This is a genomic window from Rhizobium sp. 862_C5_N1_2 (genome assembly GCF_051811205.1).
GTDB classification, from domain to species: Bacteria; Pseudomonadota; Alphaproteobacteria; order Rhizobiales; family Rhizobiaceae; genus Rhizobium; species Rhizobium leguminosarum.
In genome coordinates this window covers 1,232,843-1,255,849 of sequence record NZ_JBPWPT010000001.1, presented here as the reverse complement: position 1 = coordinate 1,255,849, position 23,007 = coordinate 1,232,843, and the positions used below count along the sequence as shown (strand labels likewise).

Below are 23,007 nucleotides of genomic sequence, written 5' to 3'. Positions count from 1 at the left end.
AATGGAATCAGGCAGGTCGAACATGAACCTTCATCTCGAAACGGACGATGATCCGCGTACCCGCCAATTCATCGACGAACATAACGGGCTTTCCGACAAGGCACTGAGAACACCGGAATTCGCTAGGGATCGCGATGCGATAAAAGCATTGATCGAACGGCAGGACAGGCTGATTGTCCCGATGCGCCGAGGCGGGTGGCTGTTCGATTTCCGGCAGAGCAAGGATAATCCGCTCGGCGTCTGGCTCCGCCTGCCCGCGGATCAGCAGCCCTTGCCCGATGCCGGCTGGGAACCAGTCTTCGATCTCGATGCCTTCTGCGTGCGCGAAGGCAAGCGCTGGAACTGGCGCGGCGCCGTCACCTGCCCATGGGAACCGACACGGGTACTGCTCACACTTTCGGACGGCGGCTCCGACCTTCTCCGGCTGCTCGAATTCGACGCCGGGCGGAAACAGGTTGTCGAGGGCGGCTTCGATACGCCGGCTGCACGATCGCATGCCACTTGGCTGAGCCGCGACGAAATCTGCTATTTCGGTTCCATCGACCGATTTTCGGCGACCCGCTCCGGATGGCCACGGGTCGGGCGGCGATTGAAGCGCGGTCAGCGACCGGAAGAGCCTGCCGTCATGTTCGAAGCAGCAGATGAGGACGTCTACGGCTTCAATCTCATCATCGACCCTGCTCTATCAGGCGCTTCGGCGGATCATGGATTGATCGACATTTTCGTCGCCGCCCACGAGATCGGCGTCGCCAGCGCTTTCCTGATCGCCAACGACGGGACGCAGCGGCGCATCGATCTGCCTAAGGAAGCCGATTTCCAGTTCAATCATGATCATTGCCTTTGGCGGGCAAAGACCGATGAGCGCGTTGCGACCGGCAGCCTCGTGCTGCAGCGCTTCGATCCCCGCTCGGAGACAGCTTTGCTTGGGCCGGAGCGGATCCTGTTTCAGCCTGGCGAGGGCCAGTCGGTCTCGCAGATGATGCTGATGCGCGAGTGGTGCGTCTTCCTCATCTCCGATCGGCTGCGTCCGCGTCTCGTGGTGCTGGACCTGACGAGGCCCGACGCCGAGCAGCGCGAAATCGCACTGCCGGCGGACATGCAGACGGCTCATTTCAGGCCGCTCCATGCGGATCTGCATCTTGGCGACGATACGCTCTACATCGTCGGCCAGGGCTTCCTGCAGCCTCCGGCCTGTTACCGCCTCGAGCTGTCGGATCGCGGCAAGCAGGCCGAACCGATTTTCGTCGCCACAGCGCCGAGCTATTTCGATGCGACCGATATGTCATCCGAACTGCTGGAGGCTGTTTCCGAGGACGGAACGAAGGTTGCCTACCGGCTGGTCCTGCCGAAGCAGTGGACCAAGGGCGCGCTGCCGGTACTGCTTTACGGCTATGGCGGCTTTGATGTTTCGCTATCGCCGAACTATTCCGGCGTAACAGGACGCTGGCTGGAGCAAGGCGGCGCCTATGTGCAGGCCTATATCCGCGGCGGCGGCGAATTCGGGCCCGACTGGTATCGCAGCGCCAAGCGGCAGGGGCGAGACCGGGCGTTTGCCGATTTCGTCGCCATCGCCCGCGATCTCGTCGCCCGCGGCTATACCGTGGCGTCGCGGATCGCCTGCCAGGGCGGCAGCAATGGCGGTCTGCTGACCGGCGTGATGCTGACGCGCTATCCCAATGATTTCGGCGCTGTCTGGTGCCAGGTGCCGGTCCTCGATATGACACGTTTCCACCTGTTCAGCGCAGGGCAAGCCTGGATGGACGAATACGGCGACCCGGAGACGCCGGTGGACCGGGATTTCATGCTCGGCTATTCGCCGCTTCACAATGTCAGGCCGGCGACCGAGGTCACCTATCCGCCGATCTATGTCGAAAGCTCAGCCAATGACGACCGTGTGCATCCCTCGCATGCGCGCCGCTTTGCCGCGCGGCTGGAGGAAGAAGGACACCGGCCGCTCTTCCATGAATTCGGCTCCGGCGGGCATGGCGGCGACGGCAACTCCGAAGAGCGCGCCGCCCGCGCAGCGATGGGTTACAGCTTCCTTCGCCAAACTATCATGCGATAGGATGTCATAGAATGGAGGAGGAGAGCTTGTCGGCACGCCTCTTTCTGATACAAACGCGTCAATAATCATACTTTTCATACAGGCTCGAGCGAAACACCATGTCTCCTATCAATCTCGCCATCGTCGGCGTCGGCAAGATCGTCCGCGACCAGCACCTTCCCTCCATCGCCAAGAACCCGGATTTCGCGCTCGTCGCCACGGCAAGCCGCCACGGCACGGTCGAAGGCGTCAAGAGCTATACGACGATCGAAGCGATGCTCGACGCCGAGCCCTCGATCGATGCCGTTTCGCTCTGCATGCCGCCGCAATACCGCTACGAGGCAGCCTATAAGGCGCTCGTCGCCGGCAAGCACGTCTTCCTGGAAAAGCCGCCCGGCGCCACGCTGAGCGAAGTGGCCGATCTCGAAGCACTGGCGAGCAAGCAGGGGGCGTCGCTCTTTGCCAGCTGGCATTCGCGCTATGCGCCGGGCGTCGAGGCCGCCAAGGCGTTTCTTGCCTCGACAACGATCAAAAGCGTGCATGTGATCTGGAAGGAGGATGTCCGCCACTGGCATCCGAACCAGGAATGGATCTGGCAGGCCGGCGGCCTCGGCGTTTTCGATCCCGGCATCAATGCGCTGTCGATCGTCACCCATATCCTGCCGCGGCCGATCTTCATCACCGAGGCCGTGCTCGAATTTCCCGAGAATCGCGATGCGCCGATCGCGGCCGACATTCACTTCCGCAATGCCGACGGCCTGCCGGTTCACGCCGAATTCGACTGGCTTCAGACCGGCAAGCAAAGCTGGGACATCGTCGCGGAGACGGCAGCCGGCCAGATGGTGCTCGCCGAGGGCGGCGCCAAGCTTCTGATCGACGGCGCGCTGAGATTCGCCGAGCCGGAGCAGGAATATCCCTCGCTCTACCGTCGCTTCGCCGAAATCATCAAGGCCGGCAAATCGGATGTCGACCTCGCGCCGCTACGCCACGTCGCCGACGCCTTCATGCTCGGCAAGCGGAAATTCGTCGACGCGTTCCACGACTGAGGGTCGTAATAACGTCATAGAAACCGGCAAGATTTGCCGGCCTATGGCAATAATGTTCGGGGGCAGCCGCTCATGAGCAACAAAATCCGCCGCATGGGCCGATTTTTCCGCGTGTTGAAGATTGGCATCCTTGCGGTGCCGCTTCTCGGCCTTGCAGCATGTTCGGGCGAACAGGTCGTCATGCCTCCTGATGCACCGGGCGTTTCCCGATCCGAGGAATATTCCTTCGGATCGGCGACCCAGGCCCAGGATTGGCAGGCCACCAAAAAGGTGCTGGACCAACTGGAAGGGCGGTTCGGAGAGAAATCCGTGCGTATCCTGGCGCGCAATCTCGACAGCACCACCAACCCGCAGAGCATCAAGGCTTATTATGCCGAACGCCTTGTCCATCAAGCCGGCTGGGCGGAAATGCCGGTCAGCCCTTTTGCCGACAGCGCGTGGGCATTCGCTTTCGTCAGTCCGAGCGGAAAGCGGGTTTTGGCAGTGGAGGCGCTCAATCCGTCGGAAGGTGCGGGAGGGATCGTCCCCCTCAACATCCTGACGAACCTCGACGAGGACAAAGGGTTGAACGGGTAACGGCTTCCATCGGCCGGTGAGAGGGAAGTTGGACGACTTCATGCAACAATTCAAAGTGTTACAGCGTCGTGTCGCGGTAAACCGCTCAGGCCTTTTTCTCCCACCGCCCCTCTGACGTCTGCTGCCAATAGGTGAGGTTATGCCCCTCGCCCTTCAGCTTCTTCCATTGCGCACGGGCGGCTTCCAGCTGCACCTGGTCGTGACCGTCGAACATGAAGACGATTCGCTCATAGGCATCGGCCGGCGGCGGCTCGGCGCCGTCGACGATGAAACGCACGGTCGCCGCATTGGCATTGTCTGATGTCACCGTCAAAAGCACCGGCTGGCTTTCGGCAAAATCCGCCTCGTCGGTGCCGTGCGGCAGGAAGCTCTCCTCGCGGAAAGTCCAAAGATGCTGATCGAGAGCATCACGCCGCGCCGGCTCGCGTGTCTGGACGGCAACGCGCCAGCCGCGCTCGACGCTTTTGTCGATGAGCGGCGGAAGCGCGTCCTCCAGCCTGGTTTCGGTCAGATGATAGAAGAGAACGTCGGTCATCAGGATTCATAATGGGCGCGAACGAGCTCGTCGAGCAGGCGCACGCCGAAGCCGGAACCCCAGGACTGGTTGATCTCGTCCTGCGGCGAGCCCATCGCCGTGCCGGCAATATCGAGATGCGCCCAAGGCGTCTCCTGCACGAAGCGCTTGAGGAAATGCGCCGCCGTGATCGAGCCCGCCTGTCGCCCGCCGGTGTTTTTCATATCGGCGAACTTGCTGTCGATCAGCTTGTCGTAGTCCCTGCCGAGCGGCATGCGCCAAAGCTTCTCATTGCTCGAAAGGCCGGCTGCCGTCAGTTGGGCGGAAAGCTGGTCGTCATTGGAGAACAAGCCGGCATGCACATTGCCGAGCGCCACGACGATCGCCCCGGTCAGCGTGGCGAGATTGATCATGAACTGCGGCTTGAAGCGGTCGTTGCAGTACCAGAGCGCATCGCAAAGCACGAGGCGACCCTCGGCATCGGTGTTGATCACCTCGATCGTCTGGCCGGACATCGACGTGACGATGTCGCCTGGACGCTGGGCGTTACCGTCAGGCATGTTCTCGACCAGGCCGATGATGCCGACCGCGTTGACAGCGGCCTTGCGGGAGGCGAGCACATGCATGAGGCCGGTGACGGCTGCCGCACCGCCCATATCGCCCTTCATGTCCTCCATGCCGGCGGCCGGCTTGATCGAAATGCCGCCGGTATCGAAGACGACACCCTTGCCGATGAAGGCGACGGGACGATCCTTGCCCTTGCCGCCCTTCCACTGCATGACCGCCAGGCGCGGCGGGCGCACGGAGCCCTGGGCGACGCCGAGAAGAGCGCCCATCCCAAGACGGCGCATCTCCCGCTCCGTCAGGATTTCCACTTCGACGCCGAGCTTTTCCAGTTCCTTCGCCTTGGCGGCGAACTCGACGGGGCCGAGCACGTTCGGTGGTTCGTTGACGAGGTCACGGGCAAGATTGACGCCACCGGCGATCGCTTCGGAATCGGAAAACGCCTTCTTGGCACCACCCGGATCGGCGGTGACGATCGTCACCTTGACGGATTTCGCCGGTTTTTCCTCCTCGTCGCCCTTCTTTGTCTTGTAGGTATCGAAGCTATAGGCGCGCAGCAGCATGCCCAGCGCGAAATCGGCGGCTGCCCGCGCGCTCGTCTCGAGCCCGGGCACGTCGATGAAGACAGCGGCCTTATCGGTATTCTTGATTCTCGATGCTGCGGCACCGCCGGCCTTCAGCCAGTCATGGGCGGTGAGTTCGGCGACCTTGCCAAGCCCGATAACAACGATGCGGTCGACGGGCGCACCTTCGGGGGCGACAATATCGAGCGCGCCCATGGATTTCGCGGAGAATCGGGCGATCCTGGCAGCCTTGGCGATCACGCCTGCCGGGTCGACTGTTTCGGCACCGGCAGCGCTGTCGGCCTCCGCAGTCTTCAACAGGATCGCCAGGCCGCCACTGAGCTTTGCCGACTTCGAGAATGAAATTTCCATCTTTACTGACATGTCTTCTCCGCTGGGATTCTTTGAAATCCGTCCCTGGCGGATAATTTCGCGTTTAGCGGGTCTGTCAATGCCTTGCGACAATTGTTATGGTCGCCCGCGGCCATCACGGCCCTCATGTTTTCGTCAGTTTCGTAGATATTCGCGTTGACAGTTTTTTCGAAAAATCGATGGCGGGACCTCGCAATCCGCCTGCCGAAAACGACTTTCGGTGCATTCATGCTGCTGTTTTGGACGTGGTGGGCGCTGCTTGCCGTCTTTCGGGCTTTCCCCGAAATAGACATCTATTTTTCCCAGCTTTTTTTCGTAGGCGCAGATTGTGACGCGGCTGCCGCCGCCGGGAGCATCTGCGGCGGCTTTCCCTATCGCGACGTCGCGGCCTTCGACCTGCTGCGCACCCTCTTCTTCCGCTTGCCCTATGTGGTGGCGATCGTGATGCTGTGGAAACTCGTCGAATGCTACCAGCAGCGTGGCGCAACCTTTAACGCCGAGCGGGCGCAAAAGCTCAAAGTCGCGCTCGGAACGCTGCTGATCGGGCCGGTGCTGCTCGTCAATGTCATCCTGAAGGAGCATTGGGGCCGGCCGCGGCCGATACAGACGGACATTTTCGGCGGTGCGCTGCATTTCGCCCAGGCAGGTTCGCTTGCCGGAAAATGCGTTTCGAACTGTTCGTTCATATCAGGCGAGGCAGCAAGCGCCGGCTGGCTCTTCTGCCTTCTGCTCTTCGTTCCGAAGCCCCTGCGTTATGCGCTGGCGGCGCCTGTGGCCGCGATCTCGATCCTCACCCCGGCGATGCGGCTATCCTTCGGCGCGCACTATCTTTCCGACGTCGTTCTTGGATGGCTTTCGTCGCTTGTCGTCTTCGCCGCGTTGCTGGCGTTAACTGAGTCGCAACAGCATCAAAAAAATTCTGAAAATTGAATGAATTTTTGACACCAGCTTGTCGCAAAAGCGCGACAAAGAGCGTAGAGGGATTCTCCTGCAAAGCCGTTTGGGCGTGCAGGTGCTTTCAAGGGCAGGCATGAAACTACTCGAGACATACATATTGCGGCGCGTCGGCCAGATGTTTCTCGTGGCGCTCCTGCCCGTTCTGGCGATCATTTGGACGACTCAGGTTCTGCAGCGCATCAATCTGGTTACCGACAGCGGCCAGTCGATCGGCTCGTTCGCCAAGCTCGCAACGATGATCCTGCCGTCGATCATTCCCGTCGTGCTGCCCTTCGCCCTCGTCATCGCGATCACCCAGACGCTGACGACGATGAACAACGATTCCGAGCTGACCGTCATCGACGCGGCCGGGGCGCGGCGCAGCGTGTTGATCCGCCCGATCCTGCTGCTTGCCGCCGTCATCAGCGTCTTTTCCTTCTTCGTCGACAACGTCGTCGAGCCGCGCGCAAAAACCGTCGTGCGCCAGATGATCGCCGAGACCTATGCTGATCTCCTCTCTTCGGTGATCGAGGAAAAGACCTTCCGCAAGCTTGATGAAGGCCTCTATGTGCAGATCTCGCAGCGGATGGCCGGCCGCATGCTGAAGGGCCTTTTCGTCGCCGACGAGCGCGATCCGGCCTACGAACTGATCTATTATGCGAAGGAAGGCGCCGTCGACGATACGGGCACGACCCTGATCATGCATGAAGGCGAAGTGCACCGCAAAACACCCGATGGCAACGTCTCGGTCATCAATTTCGATTCCTATTCCTTCGACCTCTCGGACATGACGGAGAGTCGCGGTCAGGCGACGTTGCGCGCCAGCGACCGTGACCTGTGGTTCCTGTTCAATCCAGATCCGGCCGACAAGGACTATACGATCCGGCCGCAAAGCTACCGCGCCGAACTGCACCGCCGGCTGACGGACTGGATCCTGCCCGTTGTCTTTGCCCTGTTTTCACTGGCGATCGCCGGCGATGCGCGCTCGCACCGCGAAGCGCGGCTGCATCCGATGGTGAGCGCTCTCGCCTATGCCTTCGCGATGCGATGGGCGGCCTTCTACGCGGCCAATCAGATCGACACCGACCCTGAATATATCGCCGTCCTCTATGCCATACCGATTGTCAGCAGCATCGTCTCGATCGTCTTCCTCGGCCTGCACAAACGACTGGTCATGCCTTCGTTCATTCGGGACCGGATTTCGTCTTTCTGGAGACAGATGCAGGAAAGGCTGCTTGCCGCGACCGGCAGGACCGGCGGGGGCACTGCCCAATGATGTTCGGGACATTGTCGCGTTATTTCTTTCGCCGCTACCTAGTAACGACGGGCTGGTTCCTGATCGGCGTCTCGGCGATTTCTTTCCTCCTCGATTTCAGCGAGACGGCAGGCCGCATGTCCGGTCTGCCCGGCTACACGATCAGCGGCGGCGTGCTGATGACCGCCGTGCGCCTGCCGCTCATCCTGCAGCAGACGGTGCCGTTCATCGCGCTGTTCGTCGGCATGACGGTGCTGATCGGCCTCAACCGCAAATATGAGCTCGTCGTGACGCGCGCAGCCGGGATTTCGGTCTGGCAGTTCATGTTCCCCTTCATCGCCGGCTCGCTGGCGCTCGGCCTGTTGACGATGGCGGCGCTCAACCCGCTTGCGGCCTGGGGACAGCGCCAGGCACTGCTGGTCGAATCCGACTGGCGCGGCGAGAACGCAGTTCTGCGCAAAGCCCCGCAGATTCCGTGGCTGCGCCAGATCAGTGGCCGGGACGATGTCATCATCGGCGCCCAGACGGTCCAGGATAACGGAACCAAGCTGATCGACGCCGTGCTGATCCATTTCGATTCAAGGGGTCAGGTCATTCTGAGACAGGACGCGGCCACGGCAAAATTGGAAGATGGTTACTGGCAACTTAACAACGTTGTCGAGCGCCAGCCTGGCGAAATCCCGGTGCGTAAAGCTTCGGTTCAACTTCGCACCAATCTGAAACAGGATTTCGTTCAGGAGCGGCTGACAGCGCCGGAAACAATTGGTTTCTTTGACCTTTCCAACCGGATTGCGGCGGCCAAATCCTTCGGCATCTCAACCAAGGCGTTGGAGACGCAATTCAACTCCCTGTTGTCCCAGCCATTGCTGCTGGTGGCCATGACTCTCATTGCTGCAACAGTGTCCCTAAAATTTAGCCGGTTCAACCAATCCCGCTCCGTGATTCTGGGTGGCATCCTTTCGGGCTTCATGCTTTATGTCATCACCGTGCTTGTAAAGGCATTCGGAAGCAGTGGAGTCGTGCCTCCCTTCGTGGCGACGTGGATACCGGTGGTCGTCGCGCTGGCCTTGGGTGCGACTATTCTGCTTCATCAGGAGGACGGCTAGTGGCGGTAGGCGACCGCAAGTATTTTAGTAAACAGCTGGTTGCCCTGCTTGTCGGCGCGACTCTATGTTCCTATTTCGGCAGTGTCCCGGCCTCATACGGCCAGGTCAGCGCGCCCGAACAAACGATCGAGAAGAAGATTCCTGCAGAGGCCAAGCTTCTGCTTTCGGCCAATGAACTCGTCTATAACCGTGACGCCGATCTGGTGTCGGCGGTCGGCGGCGTGCAGATCAATTATGCGGGCTACAAGATGGTCGCGCAGAAGGTCGAGTACAATCAGAAGACCGGCCGGATGACGGCGATCGGCAATATCGAGCTGGTCAGCCCCGACGGCAACCGCATCTACGCCGACAACCTTGACGTGACCGACAATTTCGCTGACGGGTTCATGAACTCGCTGCGCATCGAAACTGCCGACAATACCCGTATCGTCGCCGAAACCGGCGAGCGCGTCGGCGGCACGCAGATGATTCTCAACAAGGGCGTCTACACGGCCTGCCTTCCTTGCGCCGAAGATCCGAAACGCGCGCCCTTCTGGCAGGTCAAGGCCAAGCGTGTGATCCAGAACGGCGTGACCCACACGATCCGCCTGGAGAGAGCCCGCTTCGAGCTGCTCGGCTATCCGATCGCCTTCGTGCCGGTCATGGAAGTTCCCGACAATACGGTGAAGCGCAAGTCGGGCTTTCTCTTCCCGACGATGAGCCTGTCGCAGAATCTTGGCTTCGGACTTTCCGTTCCTTATTATTATGTGATCTCGCCGAGCATGGACGCGACGGTCACCGCCACCGGCTACACCGCCCAGGGCTTCCTCGTCGAAGGCGAATTCCGCCAGCGCTTCGAAAATGGCACGCATATCCTGCGCGTCGCCGGTATAGACCAGGCAAAGCCGGACAATTTCAGCTCCGGCACCAGCGATGCCGAAGCCGGCCAGCGTGGCATGGTGGCATCGAAGGCCGAATTCCGCATCAATCCGCGCTGGACGTTCGGCTGGGACGTCATGATGCAGAGCGACAACAACTTCTCGCGCACCTACAAGCTGCGCGGCCTGACCAGCACCGATCGTACCAACCAGATCTACCTGACGGGACTTGGGAAACGCAATTATTTCGACATGCGGGCGTTCTATTTCGACGTCCAGGATGCCGACCGGAAGAACACTGCCGAAAAACAGCAGGCGATCGTCTATCCGTCGCTCGACTATCACTATGTGGCGCCGCAGCCGCTTGCAGGCGGCGAGCTTTCGGCTGATGTCAACCTGACGAATATTTCGCGCACCCATGACGACTTCTATACCGTCGACGGCTTCGACCGCTTCCGCGGCCTGAAGGGTCAGACCTCGCGGCTGACTGCCGAGCTGCAGTGGAAGCGCACCTACGTCACGCCGACCGGCCTCGTGATCACGCCGCTGCTGGCCGCGCGCGGCGACGCCTTCGCGCTGAACATGGACGATCCCACAGGTTACGCCGGCAACTACGACGACGGCAATTCCGCCACCCGCTCGATGGTCACGGCCGGGCTGGAGATGCGTTATCCGATCCTGATGACGACTGACAATAGCACTCATGTCCTCGAGCCGATCGCACAGATCTATGCCCGCCCCGACGAGCAACTCGCAGGCCGCCTGCCGAACGAGGATGCGCAGAGCTTCGTCTTCGACGCCACCTCACTGTTCGACCGCGACAAATTCTCGGGCTACGACCGCGTCGAAGGCGGTACCCGCGCCAATGTCGGCATCCAGTACACCGGTACGTTCGACAGCGGTTACAAGCTGCACGGCATTTTCGGCCAATCGTACCAGATCGCCGGTCAGAACTCGTTTGCGACCGATGACCTCGTCAATGTCGGCGCCGATTCCGGCCTTGAAACCACTCGCTCCGACTATGTCGGCCTCGGTGGCATCGAGACACCGTACGGCGTTTCCGTGACCGCCTCCTACCGCCTCGACGAGAAGGATTTCGATTTCCGCCGCGGCGACCTGACGACGGCCTACCAGAACGACACCTTCTCTTCGCAGGTGACCTTCACCCATCTCAGCGCCCAGCCGGCATATGGCTTCGACGAGGACAATGACGAGATCCAGACCAGCAGCAAAATCAAGTTCAAGGATTACTGGTCGATTTTCGGCGGCATCGCCTGGGATCTGAACAATGATGTGATTAGCCGCCGGACGCTTGGCCTATCCTATGAGGACGAATGCACGATCTTCACGATCGCCTATACCGACAGCAGGGATTCCGACGACGAGTCGGCAAGCGACTGGACGATCGGCGCGCGGCTGACCTTCCGCACACTCGGCGACATCAAGGTCGGCTATTCTGGAGACAGCTCGGATGGCCTCAACTGACGGACGGCGGGCGCAAACATGGCCTGAAGCCATTCTTTCGCCGTAAGCCTGTGCAGGACATTGCCGCCAGTCGGTATCTGAGGCATAGGGGTTTCGCGCCGTGATGGAAGCGATTTCCGCGTGTCTCGCACTGTGGTAAGAACGCCGCGAACAACGTCTCGCGGCGCTATCGGGAGGTCATCAGATGATTGACGCGAAAAAGGCCATAACCAAGTTCCTCGCCGGGGCAGCGCTTGCATTGCTGACAGGCCTTGCCGGTCCAGCGTTTGCAGCAAGTGAAGTCAAGGCGGTGGTGAACGGCACCGCCATCACCAGCGGCGATGTCGCCAAGCGCCAGGCCTTCCTGCGCCTGCAGCATACGAAGGCCGATGCCAAGGCCGCTGAGGAGCAATTGATCGACGAGGCGCTCAAGCGGCAGGAAGTCGCCCGCGTTCATATGTCGGTTTCGCAGCAGGACGTCGATGCGTCTTTCGCGCGCTTTTCGAGCGGCAACAAGCTTTCCCCCGAGCAGATGTCGCAGATCCTCGATCGCGCCGGTGTCGGCGTCGACCATTTCAAGGGTTTCATCGCCGTGCAGATGAGCTGGCCGCGTGTGGTCAACGCCCGCTACGGCTCGACGTCGCGGCTGTCGAACTATGATCTCGTCTCGCGCATGATGCAGAACAACAAGCAGAAGCCGGTGACGACGGAATATATGCTGCAGCAGATCATCTTCGTCATTCCGCAAGCCAAGCGCGGGGCCATCACCGGCAAGCGCAAGGGCGAGGCCGAGGCGTCGCGCTCGAAATTTCCGGGCTGCGACCAGGCAAAGGTATTTGCCGCGACGATGCGTGACGTTTCCGTGCGCGATCTCGGCCGCATGCTCGCCCCCGAGATCCCGCCGGATTGGAAGCCGTTGGTCGAGCAGGCCAAGGGCAACACGACAGGGACCCGCGTCACCGACAAGGGCGTCGAATACCTGGCAATCTGCAGCCAGCGGCAGGTCTCCGACGACCAGGCCGCCGAAATGGTCTTCCGCCAGGAAGATCTCGACAAGTCCAAGGGCGGCAAGGACGCCAGCCCGGAAAACGAAAACAGCAAGAAATACCTGGATGAACTGCGCAAAAAGGCGCAGATCGCCTATCGCTGACCGACAATGGTGATACCGTTTTCGCGACTGCTTGCGCTGACCCAGGGCGATCCCGCCGGCATCGGGCCGGACATTACTCTGATGGCCTGGCTCCGGCGGCGTGAACTCGGGCTGCCGCCTTTCTTCCTGATCGGCGATCCTGATGTCTTGGCGCTGAGAGCCCGCCAGCTCAATCTGGCGGTTTCGATCCGCGAGATCGATAAAGCCAGCGAGGCCGCCGGCATGTTTGCCGACGCGCTGCCCGTCATGACCATACCGGCCGGCATCGAGGTGGTGGCCGGCGAGCCGCATGCGGCAACGGCGAAAGGCACGATCGCGGCGATCGAGAAAGCCGTGTCGCTTGTCATCACCGGCGAGGCGCTCGCGGTCGTCACCAATCCCATCGCTAAAGCCGTGCTCTACGAGGCGGGTTTCCGATTTCCCGGCCATACCGAATTTCTCGCCGATCTCGCCGCCAGGGCGAGCGGCCGGCCGGTGACACCGGTGATGATGTTATCTGGACCGAAGCTCCGGGCGATTCCCGTCACCATCCACATTCCAGTCCGGGACGTGCCGCAGGCGCTGACAGGCGAACTGATCGTGGAGACCTGCCGGATCGCCCATGAAGACCTGAGGCAGCGTTTCGGCATCGAGGCGCCCCGGCTCGCCGTTGCCGGCCTCAACCCGCATGCGGGCGAAGGCGGGGCGATCGGCAAGGAGGACGAGGATATCATCCGACCGGCGATCGAGCGCCTGCGCGACGAGGGCATCGATGCGATCGGCCCCCTGCCCGCCGATACGATGTTCCATGACGAGGCGCGGGCGCGATACGACGTCGCCGTCTGCATGTATCACGACCAGGCACTGATCCCAGCCAAGGCACTTGGTTTCGACGACAGCGTCAACGTGACGCTCGGGCTTCCCTTCGTGCGCACCTCGCCGGATCACGGCACCGCTTTCGGCATCGCCGGTAAGGGACTGGCGCGCGAGCAGAGCCTTGTTGCAGCGCTGAAGCTCGCCGCCCAACTCGGCCGCAGTGCGGAAAGCCGCCGCTGATGGCAGCACTCGATGGCCTGCCGCCGCTTCGCGACGTGATCCAGCGTCACGGCCTCGACGCGCGCAAGGCGCTCGGGCAGAATTTCCTGCTCGATCTCAACCTCACCCAGAAGATCGCCCGCACGGCGGGGGCGCTCGACGATGCGACCGTTTTTGAAGTCGGCCCCGGCCCCGGCGGGCTGACGCGCGCGATCCTGGCGCTCGGCGCCAGGAAGGTTATCGCCATCGAGCGGGATACACGCTGCCTGCCGGCGCTCGCCGAGATCGCGGATCATTATCCCGGCCGGCTGGAGGTGATCGAAGGCGATGCGTTGAAGACGGATTTCGAGACATTGGTGCCGGAAGGCCCGATCAAGATCATTGCCAACCTGCCCTACAATGTCGGCACGCAGTTGCTGGTCAACTGGCTGCTGCCGAAAGCCTGGCCACCGTTCTGGCAGTCGCTCACGCTGATGTTTCAGAAAGAAGTCGGCGAGCGCATCGTCGCCAACGAAGATGACGACCATTACGGCCGTCTCGGCGTGCTCTGCGGCTGGCGAACAGAGGCACGCATGGCCTTCGACGTGCCGCCGCAAGCCTTCACGCCGCCGCCGAAGGTGACGTCGACGGTCGTGCAGCTGACCCCTCGCGAAAACCCGATCCCCTGCGTTGTCGCCAATCTGGAAAAAGTGACGCAGGCCGCTTTCGGCCAACGTCGCAAGATGCTGCGCCAAAGCCTGAAATCGCTCGGCGGCGAGAGCCTGCTTGTCAAGGCCGGGATCGATCCGGCGCGGCGGGCGGAAACCCTATCTGTCGAGGAATTCTGCCTTCTGGCAAACAGCATGTAGGGCAATTCCAGGAACGTGCGAAGCGGTTTCCCCAGGAGCTGCTCTAAAGCGAGGGCGTCTCTTCCAGCAATGCACGGACGAAGTCGAACATGCCATGGCGGCGGTCGCGGCGCAGGCGTTCGGCCTTGACGATCGACTGGACGGCGTCGAGGGCGGCGTTGAGATCGTCGTTTATGATGACGTAGTCGTATTCGCGCCAGTGGGCGATCTCGGCGCGGCTATTGGCGAGGCGCGTCTGGATGACCTCCTCGGAATCCTCGGCACGGCGATGCAGCCGCGACTGGAGTTCCGTCATGGTCGGAGGCAGCACGAAGATCGAGACCACGTCGGCCGACATCTTCTCCTGCAATTGCTGGGCGCCCTGCCAATCGATGTCAAAGAGCATGTCGCGGCCTTCGGCCATGGCCTGCTCGACCGGCTCGCGCGGTGTGCCGTAGAAATTGCCATGCACCTCGGCCCATTCGAGCAGCGCGTCGCTATCGCGCAGCCGCTCGAACTCGCGCACACTCTTGAAGTGGTAATGCACATCCTCGACTTCGCTCGGGCGGCGCTGACGTGTGGTGACGCTGACGGAAAGACCGATTTGCCTGTCGGTCTCCAGAAGCGTGCGCGCGATGGTGGACTTGCCGGCGCCCGACGGCGACGAGATGACAAGCATCAGACCGCGGCGGGCGATCTGCACGGGCGAGGATTTCGCCGGGTTCATGTCTTACTCCAAATTCTGGACCTGCTCGCGGAACTGGTCGATCACGACTTTCAACTCGATGCCGGCAGCGGTGACCGCCGAGGCGTTCGACTTCGAGCAGATGGTATTCGATTCGCGGTTAAATTCCTGTGCAAGGAAGTCCAGCCGGCGCCCGGCAGGCCCACCTTTCACCAGGAGATCGCGCGCTGCGGCGACATGAGCCTTGAGACGATCGATTTCCTCGCGCAGATCCGCTTTGGTCGCCAGCAGTGCGGCTTCGGCATGCAGCCTGTCGCGGTCGAGTGCGGCCATGCCATCCATCAACAAGGCGACCTGCGCGACCAGCCGCGCGGCGATCTCCTGCGGCGAGCGAGACGGATCGAGCTCGATCGTTCGTGTCAGGCCTTCGATCGTCGTGACATGGTCGAGGAGGATACGCGTCAGCGCCGAACCTTCCTGTTCGCGCATTGCTCTCAGATCGGAAAGCGCGGCCAGCAAGCCGGCAGCGATCTCGGCATCACGGGCGGCAAGCGCCTCCTCGCCATCCTCGCTTTCGCGGAATTCCACGATGCCGCGCACCAGGAGCAGCGTATCGAGCTTCAGTGGCGACGGATCGATGACACCGTCCAACTGCTCGCGCATGGCAAGCACGGCAGCGAGCGCCTCCTTGTTCAGCACCGCCTCGAAACGGTTCTCGTCGGCGGTGACGGATAGCGATGCCTGCAGGTTGCCGCGGCTGAAGCTTTCGCCGGCGAGACGGCGGACGTCTGCCTCCATGCGTTCGAGGCCAGGCGGCAGGCGCAGGCGCAGGTCGAGGCCCTTACCGTTGACCGAGCGCAATTCCCATGCCCAGCGCCAGCGGCCGCTCGTTCCCTCGCGCCGTGCAAAACCGGTCATGGACTGCAAAGCCATGCGTGCCTCCCGAAAGTATCAGTTGATCTTCTTTTTCTTCGGCGGCACGACGGTGGCGCCATTATCCGCCGGCTGCTCTTCCGGCTGGCCGTCGACTGCGATGTTCGGGTCCGAGCCCTTGTCGGCTTCGAGCTTGCGCCAGCGCTTGACGTTGGCATTGTGCTCCTCGAGCGTCGCAGCGAAAACGTGGCCACCGGTGCCGTCGGCGACGAAATAAAGGTCCTGCGTCTTCCAGGGATTGGCGACGGCTTCCAGCGCATCCTTGCCGGGATTGGCGATCGGCGTCGGCGGCAGACCCTTGATGACATAGGTGTTGTAAGGTGTGTCCCGCTTGAGGTCCGACTGGTAGATCGGCCGGTCGGCGGGTTTGCCCTCGCCGCCGAAGAGACCGTAGATGATCGTCGGATCGGACTGCAGGCGCATGCCCTTGCCGAGCCTGTTCAGGAAAACGGAGGCGACGTGGGCACGCTCGTCGGGAACGCCGGTTTCCTTTTCGACGATCGAGGCGAGTGTCACGAATTCCACTTTGGATCGCAGCGGCAACGAGGAGTCGCGCTTGTCCCAGATCTGATCGACGAGCTTCTGCTGCGCAGCCGCCATCTGGTCGATGATCTCCGCGCGCTTGGTGCCGCGCGAGAATTTGTAGGTATCCGGACGCAGGCTGCCCTCGGTCGGCAGTGCGGCCGGCAAGTCACCTTCGAGCACGGTGTCCTGCAGCATGCGGTCAAACATCTGGCGGACCGTCAAGCCCTCAGGGAAGGAAACGGAATAGAGGATGGACTTGCCCGATTTCAGAAGCTCCATGATATCGCTCATGGAGGCCTTCGCCTTGATCTCGTATTCACCCGCCTTCAGGCTCTCACCGGCAGAAAGATGCGTTGCCGTGAGATAGCGGAAGATGCGGGCATCGCTGATAATTGCGTTGCGCTCGAGGTTCGAGGCGATTTCGGCCAGACCAGCGCCGTTGCGGACGATGAAATTGGTGTTGGTCTGCAGCGGACCGGGGTTCCGATAGGTCGATGTGGCATAGTAGAAGCCGATGACGGCGACGACGCAGACCAGAACCGCCAGCGTCATGATGAAGTTGAGGAAAAGAACGACCTGGCCGCGGGCTTTCCTGGACCGCCGCGGCGGCTCCGGGACACGCTCAGGACGCAGGGCTTCGTTCGGCGACTTCGGGATGATCGGTCCCTTCTGCGCCTGGCTATCGTTGCTCTGGTTCGTCGTATCGCTCACCGGCAATCCTCTAAAACTTGACCCTCACTTCGCTATTTCGCGAAGCAATGCGGCAAAAGCAGGTTCTGCCGCCGTTCAAAGACGCCGTTGCCGGTCGTTATGCTTTCGCACGCCCTCCTACGCAACGTAGAGGACGGCCGGTTGCGGTGTAAGGGAGACCCGCTCCACCGCACAGGACTTTTATTGCGCGTAACGGCGCAGCACGAGCGACGCGTTCGTGCCGCCGAACCCGAACGAGTTGGACAGCGCCACATTGATTTCCCGCTCACGAGCCTTGTGCGGAACAAGATCGATCGCCGTCTCACGTTCGGGGTTGTCGAGATTGAGCGTCGGCGGCGCGATATTGTCGCGGATGGCGAGCGTGGTGAAGATCGCCTCGATGGCGCCGGCTGCACCGAGAAGGTGTCCAGTCGCCGACTTGGTCGAAGACATGGAGATCTTCGACGCCGCGTTGCCGACCAACCGCTCGACAGCGCCGAGTTCGATCGTATCGGCCATGGTCGAGGTACCGTGGGCGTTGATGTAATCGATATCTGCCGGCGTCAGCCCGGCGCGCTTCAGCGCCATCGCCATGCAGCGGCCGGCACCCTCGCCGTCTTCGGACGGCGCAGTGATGTGATAGGCATCGCCTGACAGGCCGTAGCCGACGATTTCGGCGTAGATCCTGGCGCCGCGCGCCTTGGCGTGTTCCAGTTCCTCGAGCACGACGATGCCGGCGCCTTCGCCCATGACGAAGCCATCGCGGTCGCGATCATAGGGGCGCGAAGCCTTCTGCGGGTCGTCGTTGTGCTGGGTCGACAGCGCCTTGCAAGCGGCAAAGCCTGCAAGCGAAATGCGGCTGACGGGGGATTCCGTGCCGCCGGCGACCATGACGTCGGCGTCACCCAGCGCGATCAGCCGCGCGGCATCGCCGATCGCATGCGCACCCGTCGAGCAGGCGGTGACGACCGAATGATTGGGTCCGCGCAGCTTGTGGCGGATCGAGACCTGGCCGGAGACGAGGTTGATCAGGCGGCCGGGAATGAAGAAGGGCGAGATACGGCGCGGGCCCTTGTCGCGCAGGGTGTAACCCGCCTCGACAATGCCTTCGATACCACCGATGCCAGAGCCGATCAGCACGCCGGTGGCGATCTGGTCCTCATCGGTTTCAGGATGCCAGCCGGCATCGGCAAGCGCCATGTCGGCGGCGGCCATGCCGTAGATGATGAAGGGGTCGACCTTGCGTTGCTCCTTCGGCTCCATCCACTGATCGACATTGAAGGTGCCGTCGGTGCCGTCACCGATAGGAATACGGCAGGCGATCTTGGCGGGAAGGTCATCGACCTCGAATTCGGTGACGAGGCGGGCGCCGTTCTGACCGGCAAGCAGCCGCGACCACGTCACCTCGGTTCCGCATCCCAAGGGTGATACCATGCCGGTACCGGTGATGACGACACGTCTCATCGCGTGCTTTCCCCCGCCTCTTATGTTCTATGGAGAAGTATGCCGAAAAGAAAAGGGCGGACTCCAGGCCCGCCCTTTCTCAAATTCACAGGATCAGGCCTGGGCCTTCTCAATAAACTTCACTGCATCGCCGACCGTCAGGATCGAGTCGGCAGCGTCGTCAGGAATTTCAACGCCGAATTCTTCTTCGAAAGCCATGACAAGTTCGACCGTGTCGAGCGAGTCAGCGCCCAGATCGTCGATAAAGCTGGCGCTCTCGACGACCTTGTCGGCATCAACGCCAAGATGATCAATAACAATTTTCTTTACGCGTTCTGCGATATCGCTCATGTCGGTTTCCTCGACCTTATGTCCTGATCGGAATGCCATCGCGGCACCCCTACCCTGTTTCAGCCTGCGATGTTTTCAGACATCCTCGGCAAACTCGTTTACCCGGCTTCAGAGATGTCCCAGGCTTGCAAAAAAGCCCGCCGGTCCGTCTGCTTTCTCGGGACGACTGTTGACAGTCATGGCCCGCTTAACATGCTTTATGTCTGCCGCAAAGCCAGAAAATCAACGGTTCGTGATTGCTCAACATGCTATTGGCGGAAATATTCCCATGCCAACAGTTTGTCGTTTCAGATCATCGCCATGCCGCCGTTTACGTGCAGCGTCTGACCCGTCATGTAAGCAGCCTCGGAGGACGCAAGGTAAGCAACCGCCGAAGCGACCTCGCCGCCCGTGCCCATGCGCTTCATCGGGATCGCCCCCATGATCGCTTCCTTCTGCTTGTCGTTCAGCTTGCCGGTCATGGCGCTCTCGATGAAGCCCGGTGCCACGCAATTGACCGTCACGTTGCGGGTGGCAATTTCCTGCGCCAAGGACTTGGTGAAGCCGATCATGCCGGCCTTGGAGGCGCAGTAATTGGCCTGCCCTGGATTGCCGGTGACGCCGACGACGGAGGTGATGTTGATGATGCGGCCATAGCGGCGACGCATCATCGGATGCGTCAATTCGCGCGTCAGGCGGAACGTCGATGTCAGGTTCACTTCGAGGACGGCGTCCCAATCCTCGTCGCTCATGCGTACAAAGAGCCCGTCGCGGGTGATGCCGGCATTGTTGACGAGAATATCGACGCCTTCGAGGTCGGCTTCGGCCTTCTGGCCGAGCGCCTTGACCTCATCGCGGTCGGACAGATTGGCCGGGAAGATCTTGACGCGCTCGCCGAGATCGGCGGCCAGCGCTTCCAGTTTCTCGACGCGGGTGCCGTGCAGGCCGACGATAGCGCCCTGCTTATGAAGAAGGCGGGCGATTTCCTCGCCGATACCGCCGGATGCGCCGGTGACGAGAGCCTTGCGGCCGGAAAGATCGAACATGGAAACGTTCCTTATATCTGGAGATACCAATCAGGCCATGAGGGCGGCGACGGCCGCGTCGATATCCGCCGGACCGTTGACGGAGATGCCGTTGATCGTCTTGTCGATGCGGCGGGCAAGGCCGGTCAGCACCTTGCCGGAACCGAGTTCATAAAGCGTCGTGACGCCATTTCCGGCGAACCATTCCACCGTCTCGCGCCAGCGGACCTGGCCGGTCACCTGCTCGACCAGGAGGCTGGCGATCTCGTCGGCGCCTGTCACGGGCGCAGCACGGACATTGGCGATGACAGGCACGACCGGATCGGATTTGGCGACCGTTGCCAGCGCTTCGCGCATGGCGTTGGCGGCCGGCGCCATCAGTGTCGAATGGAACGGAGCGGAGACCGGCAGCAGGATGGCGCGCTTGGCGCCCTTGTCGGTCGCAAGGCCGGCCGCCTTTTCGACGGCTGCCTTCTCGCCCGAGATGACGATCTGGCCGCCGCCATTGTCGTTGGCGATCTGGCAGGCGCCGGCAGCGGCCGCTGCCTCGCAAACGGCAACGACGTCGGCATGTTCGAGGCCGATGATCGCGGCCATAGCGCCGACGCCGACTGGGACGGCCGCCTGCATGGCATTGCCGCGGATGCGCAACAGCCGCGCGGTGTCGGCGAGCGAAAAGGTGCCGGCGGCGCAAAGTGCCGAATATTCGCCGAGCGAATGACCGGCGACGTAGGCGATCTTCGACTTCAGATCCAGCCCTTTGGCTTCGAGAACGCGGACGACGGCGATCGAGACGGCCATCAGCGCCGGCTGGGCATTCGCCGTCAACGTCAACGTATCCTCGGGACCGTTGAACATGACGTCCGAAAGCTTTTCACCGAGCGCCTGATCGACCTCTTCGAAAACGGCGCGAGCTTCCGCGAAATTCTCGGCGAGATCCTTGCCCATGCCGACGGCCTGACTGCCCTGACCGGGAAAAGTGAAAGCGATGGTCATTTTCATGTCCCTGATTACGCCCCTTAAGGCTGTTTTGCCTCCAATTGACATTCTTTCCGGCAGAGTCAAGTGGCGCCTCATTCTCCGCAAAGCCTTTCGCACCGGCGCAAAAGCCCGGTTTTTGCTCTTGCGCTCCGCCAAATCCAGCCTAGATTTGCGCGGACCTCCCCGAGGCTTTCACCTCTCTCCCAAGGTTTTTTCATGAAGTACAATTCACTAGGCCGCACTGAGATTTCCGTTTCAGAGATTTGCCTTGGCACCATGACCTGGGGTTCGCAGAACAGCGAAGCCGATGCTCATGCGCAGATGGACTACGCCGTCGAAAAGGGCGTCAATTTCTTCGACACGGCCGAGCTTTATCCGACCACCCCGGTTTCGGCGGCGACACAGGGCTGGACCGAAGACTATATCGGCAGTTGGTTCAAGAAGACCGGCAAGCGCGGCGATATCGTGCTCGCCACCAAGGTCGCAGGCCGCGGCCGCGACTATATACGCGGCGGCGAAGGTGCCGATGCAAAGAATATCCGCCTGGCGCTCGAGGCCAGTCTGGCGCGGCTGAAGACCGATTATATCGACCTCTACCAGATCCACTGGCCGAACCGCGGCCATTTCCATTTCCGCCAGAACTGGAGCTACAATCCCTTCAACCAGGATCGCGACAAGGCCGTCGCCAATATGCTCGACATCCTGGAAACGCTCGGTGCGCTGGTGAAGGAAGGCAAGATCCGCGCGATCGGTCTTTCCAACGAGACCACCTGGGGCATACAGAAATATCTGACGCTCTCCGAACAGAAGAACCTGCCGCGCGTTGCGAGCGTCCAGAACGAATATAATCTGCTCTACCGCCATTTCGATCTCGATCTCGCCGAGCTCTCGCATCACGAGGATGTAGGGCTGCTCGCTTATTCGCCGCTCGCCGGCGGCATCCTCTCCGGAAAATATGTCGATGGTGTCAGGCCGAAGGGTTCGCGCGGTTCGATCAACCCCGATATCGGAGGCCGCCTGCAGCCCCTGCAAGAGCCGGCGACCAAAGCCTATCTGCAGATCGCGGCCAAATACGGTCTCGATCCGGCAGCGATGGCGCTTGCCTTCTGCCGATCAAGGCCGTTCATGGCTTCGGTCATCATCGGCGCGACGTCGATGGAGCAGTTGAAAGTCGATATCAGTGCGGCCGACCTAACGCTTTCGGACGAGGTGCTCACGGAGATCGCCAAGGTGCACCGGCAGTATCCGCTGACGCTTTGATCATATTCCTTTAACGCCTGCCCGACGCCGAACGGGATGAGAGCATGATGTCGCCCGAAAACCGCTCACAGTTTTCGGCATCACGCTCTACTCACCGGTCTGGTTCGATTGTCCGATTGCGCTTGCCTTTCCCCGAAAAATCCGTATAAGCCGCGCTGTTCGTTAACCCGGTCTTCTGGCTGGTGGCTGAACGGAGGGCCGGTTTCCTTTCGGAAATCGTTCGGAACGGAAGCGTTCCAGCCTCCCGTGTCTCCGCTCTCGACCGTCTCGGAAACGCTTTCTTGCCTGGGTCCGCCCAATCAGGAGCAGTCGTTGAGGCTTAGCCGCCGAATATCGGGTTGAACCAAACGCAAGAAAGGCAAAGCTGTCATGGCTCTTTATGAACATGTATTCCTTGCCCGGCAGGATATTTCCGCTCAGCAGGTCGATGCCCTCGTAGAACAGTACAAGGGTGTGATCGAAGCGAATGGCGGTAAGGTCGGGCGTATCGAGAACTGGGGCCTCAAGTCCCTCACCTACCGCATCAAGAAGAACCGTAAGGCGCACTACGCCCTGATGGACATTGATGCCCCGGCTGCTGCCGTCCAGGAAATGGAACGTCAGATGCGCATCAGCGAAGACGTTCTTCGCTACATGACGATCGCCGTCGAGAAGCATGAAGAAGGTCCGTCTGCCATGATGCAGAAGCGCGACCGTGACGACCGTCCGCGTGAAGGCGGCCGTGGCCCGCGTGAAGGCGGCTTCGGTGATCGCGACCGCGGCCCGCGTCCGCCGCGTGAAGGTGGCTTCGGCGACCGTGACGACCGTCCGCGCCGTCCGCGCGAAGACCGTGTATAAGGGAGATCTG

21 protein-coding genes are annotated in these 23,007 nt (G+C 61.4%); 12 read left to right on the top strand and 9 right to left on the bottom strand.

The genetic code is table 11. The features are described 5' to 3' along the window. Positions 1 to 22 precede the first annotated feature (22 nt). From ACD590_RS06370 to ACD590_RS06360, 3 genes are all read left to right on the top strand, one after another. Positions 23 to 2,065 carry a prolyl oligopeptidase family serine peptidase gene (locus ACD590_RS06370; protein WP_439002323.1) on the top strand — a complete coding sequence of 681 codons (2,043 nt, stop codon included), beginning with the start codon at positions 23 to 25 and terminating at the stop codon, positions 2,063 to 2,065. Between the two features lie 98 nt (positions 2,066 to 2,163). Continuing rightward, positions 2,164 to 3,090 (top strand): Gfo/Idh/MocA family protein, encoded by a 927-nt coding sequence (locus tag ACD590_RS06365; protein ID WP_018241461.1) that lies wholly within the window; start codon positions 2,164 to 2,166, stop codon positions 3,088 to 3,090. A gap of 72 nt (positions 3,091 to 3,162) precedes the next feature. Then, entirely contained in the window at positions 3,163 to 3,666 is a 504-nt protein-coding gene (locus tag ACD590_RS06360) for a hypothetical protein (RefSeq protein WP_439002322.1), read from the top strand. Between the two features lie 85 nt (positions 3,667 to 3,751). On the opposite strand, the gene ACD590_RS06355 is transcribed toward ACD590_RS06360, so the two are convergent. Continuing rightward, the gene (locus tag ACD590_RS06355; protein WP_018241459.1) at positions 3,752 to 4,201 is read right to left on the bottom strand and encodes a DNA polymerase III subunit chi; all 450 of its coding nucleotides are present in this window, start codon (positions 4,199 to 4,201) and stop codon (positions 3,752 to 3,754) included. Next, on the bottom strand, positions 4,201 to 5,691 hold the full coding sequence (locus tag ACD590_RS06350) for a leucyl aminopeptidase (RefSeq protein WP_018241458.1): 1,491 nt from the start codon (positions 5,689 to 5,691) through the stop codon (positions 4,201 to 4,203). The genes ACD590_RS06355 and ACD590_RS06350 overlap by 1 nt, the downstream gene beginning before the upstream one ends. Positions 5,692 to 5,835: 144 nt before the next feature. Between ACD590_RS06350 and ACD590_RS06345 the strand changes: the two genes are divergently transcribed. From ACD590_RS06345 to rsmA, 7 genes are all read left to right on the top strand, one after another. Next, a complete protein-coding gene (locus ACD590_RS06345; protein ID WP_439002321.1) occupies positions 5,836 to 6,609 on the top strand; it encodes a phosphatase PAP2 family protein in 774 nt (257 codons plus the stop codon). A gap of 100 nt (positions 6,610 to 6,709) precedes the next feature. Next, the gene (gene lptF, locus ACD590_RS06340) at positions 6,710 to 7,891 is read left to right on the top strand and encodes an LPS export ABC transporter permease LptF (protein ID WP_026188342.1); all 1,182 of its coding nucleotides are present in this window, start codon (positions 6,710 to 6,712) and stop codon (positions 7,889 to 7,891) included. Further along, complete coding sequence (gene lptG / locus ACD590_RS06335; protein WP_018241455.1) at positions 7,888 to 8,976, top strand: LPS export ABC transporter permease LptG; 1,089 nt, start codon at positions 7,888 to 7,890, stop codon at positions 8,974 to 8,976. The genes lptF and lptG overlap by 4 nt, the downstream gene beginning before the upstream one ends. Further along, on the top strand, positions 8,976 to 11,318 hold the full coding sequence (locus ACD590_RS06330; protein ID WP_193446076.1) for an LPS-assembly protein LptD: 2,343 nt from the start codon (positions 8,976 to 8,978) through the stop codon (positions 11,316 to 11,318). Before lptG ends, ACD590_RS06330 begins: the two co-directional genes overlap by 1 nt. Before the next feature lie 184 nt (positions 11,319 to 11,502). Next, on the top strand, positions 11,503 to 12,447 hold the full coding sequence (locus ACD590_RS06325) for a peptidylprolyl isomerase (protein ID WP_028733611.1): 945 nt from the start codon (positions 11,503 to 11,505) through the stop codon (positions 12,445 to 12,447). A 6-nt stretch (positions 12,448 to 12,453) separates the two neighbouring features. Beyond that, a complete protein-coding gene (gene pdxA, locus ACD590_RS06320; protein ID WP_439002320.1) occupies positions 12,454 to 13,482 on the top strand; it encodes a 4-hydroxythreonine-4-phosphate dehydrogenase PdxA in 1,029 nt (342 codons plus the stop codon). Continuing rightward, positions 13,482 to 14,309 (top strand): 16S rRNA (adenine(1518)-N(6)/adenine(1519)-N(6))-dimethyltransferase RsmA, encoded by an 828-nt coding sequence (gene rsmA / locus ACD590_RS06315; RefSeq protein ID WP_439002319.1) that lies wholly within the window; start codon positions 13,482 to 13,484, stop codon positions 14,307 to 14,309. Before pdxA ends, rsmA begins: the two co-directional genes overlap by 1 nt. A gap of 43 nt (positions 14,310 to 14,352) precedes the next feature. On the opposite strand, the gene gmk is transcribed toward rsmA, so the two are convergent. The 7 genes from gmk to fabD form a co-directional block, all read right to left on the bottom strand. Beyond that, positions 14,353 to 15,015: a guanylate kinase gene (gene gmk / locus ACD590_RS06310; RefSeq protein WP_018241450.1), complete on the bottom strand. Its 663-nt coding sequence runs from the start codon at positions 15,013 to 15,015 to the stop codon at positions 14,353 to 14,355. 3 nt (positions 15,016 to 15,018) lie between these two features. Beyond that, on the bottom strand, positions 15,019 to 15,906 hold the full coding sequence (locus ACD590_RS06305) for a YicC/YloC family endoribonuclease (RefSeq protein ID WP_047621529.1): 888 nt from the start codon (positions 15,904 to 15,906) through the stop codon (positions 15,019 to 15,021). An 18-nt stretch (positions 15,907 to 15,924) separates the two neighbouring features. Further along, positions 15,925 to 17,142 carry an endolytic transglycosylase MltG gene (gene mltG, locus ACD590_RS06300; RefSeq protein WP_026230833.1) on the bottom strand — a complete coding sequence of 406 codons (1,218 nt, stop codon included), beginning with the start codon at positions 17,140 to 17,142 and terminating at the stop codon, positions 15,925 to 15,927. 180 nt (positions 17,143 to 17,322) lie between these two features. After that, a complete protein-coding gene (gene fabF, locus ACD590_RS06295) occupies positions 17,323 to 18,585 on the bottom strand; it encodes a beta-ketoacyl-ACP synthase II (protein ID WP_018447415.1) in 1,263 nt (420 codons plus the stop codon). 93 nt (positions 18,586 to 18,678) lie between these two features. Beyond that, positions 18,679 to 18,915, bottom strand: a complete 237-nt coding sequence (locus ACD590_RS06290; protein ID WP_003547058.1) for an acyl carrier protein — start codon at positions 18,913 to 18,915, stop codon at positions 18,679 to 18,681. Positions 18,916 to 19,202: 287 nt separating this feature from the next. Beyond that, positions 19,203 to 19,940 (bottom strand): 3-oxoacyl-[acyl-carrier-protein] reductase, encoded by a 738-nt coding sequence (gene fabG / locus ACD590_RS06285; RefSeq protein WP_018241446.1) that lies wholly within the window; start codon positions 19,938 to 19,940, stop codon positions 19,203 to 19,205. A 30-nt stretch (positions 19,941 to 19,970) separates the two neighbouring features. Next, positions 19,971 to 20,915 (bottom strand): ACP S-malonyltransferase, encoded by a 945-nt coding sequence (gene fabD, locus ACD590_RS06280; protein WP_018241445.1) that lies wholly within the window; start codon positions 20,913 to 20,915, stop codon positions 19,971 to 19,973. Positions 20,916 to 21,116: 201 nt separating this feature from the next. Between fabD and ACD590_RS06275 the strand changes: the two genes are divergently transcribed. Both ACD590_RS06275 and rpsF read left to right on the top strand, forming a co-directional pair. Continuing rightward, a complete protein-coding gene (locus ACD590_RS06275) occupies positions 21,117 to 22,160 on the top strand; it encodes an aldo/keto reductase (protein WP_018241443.1) in 1,044 nt (347 codons plus the stop codon). 369 nt (positions 22,161 to 22,529) lie between these two features. Beyond that, positions 22,530 to 22,997: a 30S ribosomal protein S6 gene (rpsF, locus tag ACD590_RS06270; RefSeq protein ID WP_003547040.1), complete on the top strand. Its 468-nt coding sequence runs from the start codon at positions 22,530 to 22,532 to the stop codon at positions 22,995 to 22,997. Positions 22,998 to 23,007 lie beyond the last annotated feature (10 nt).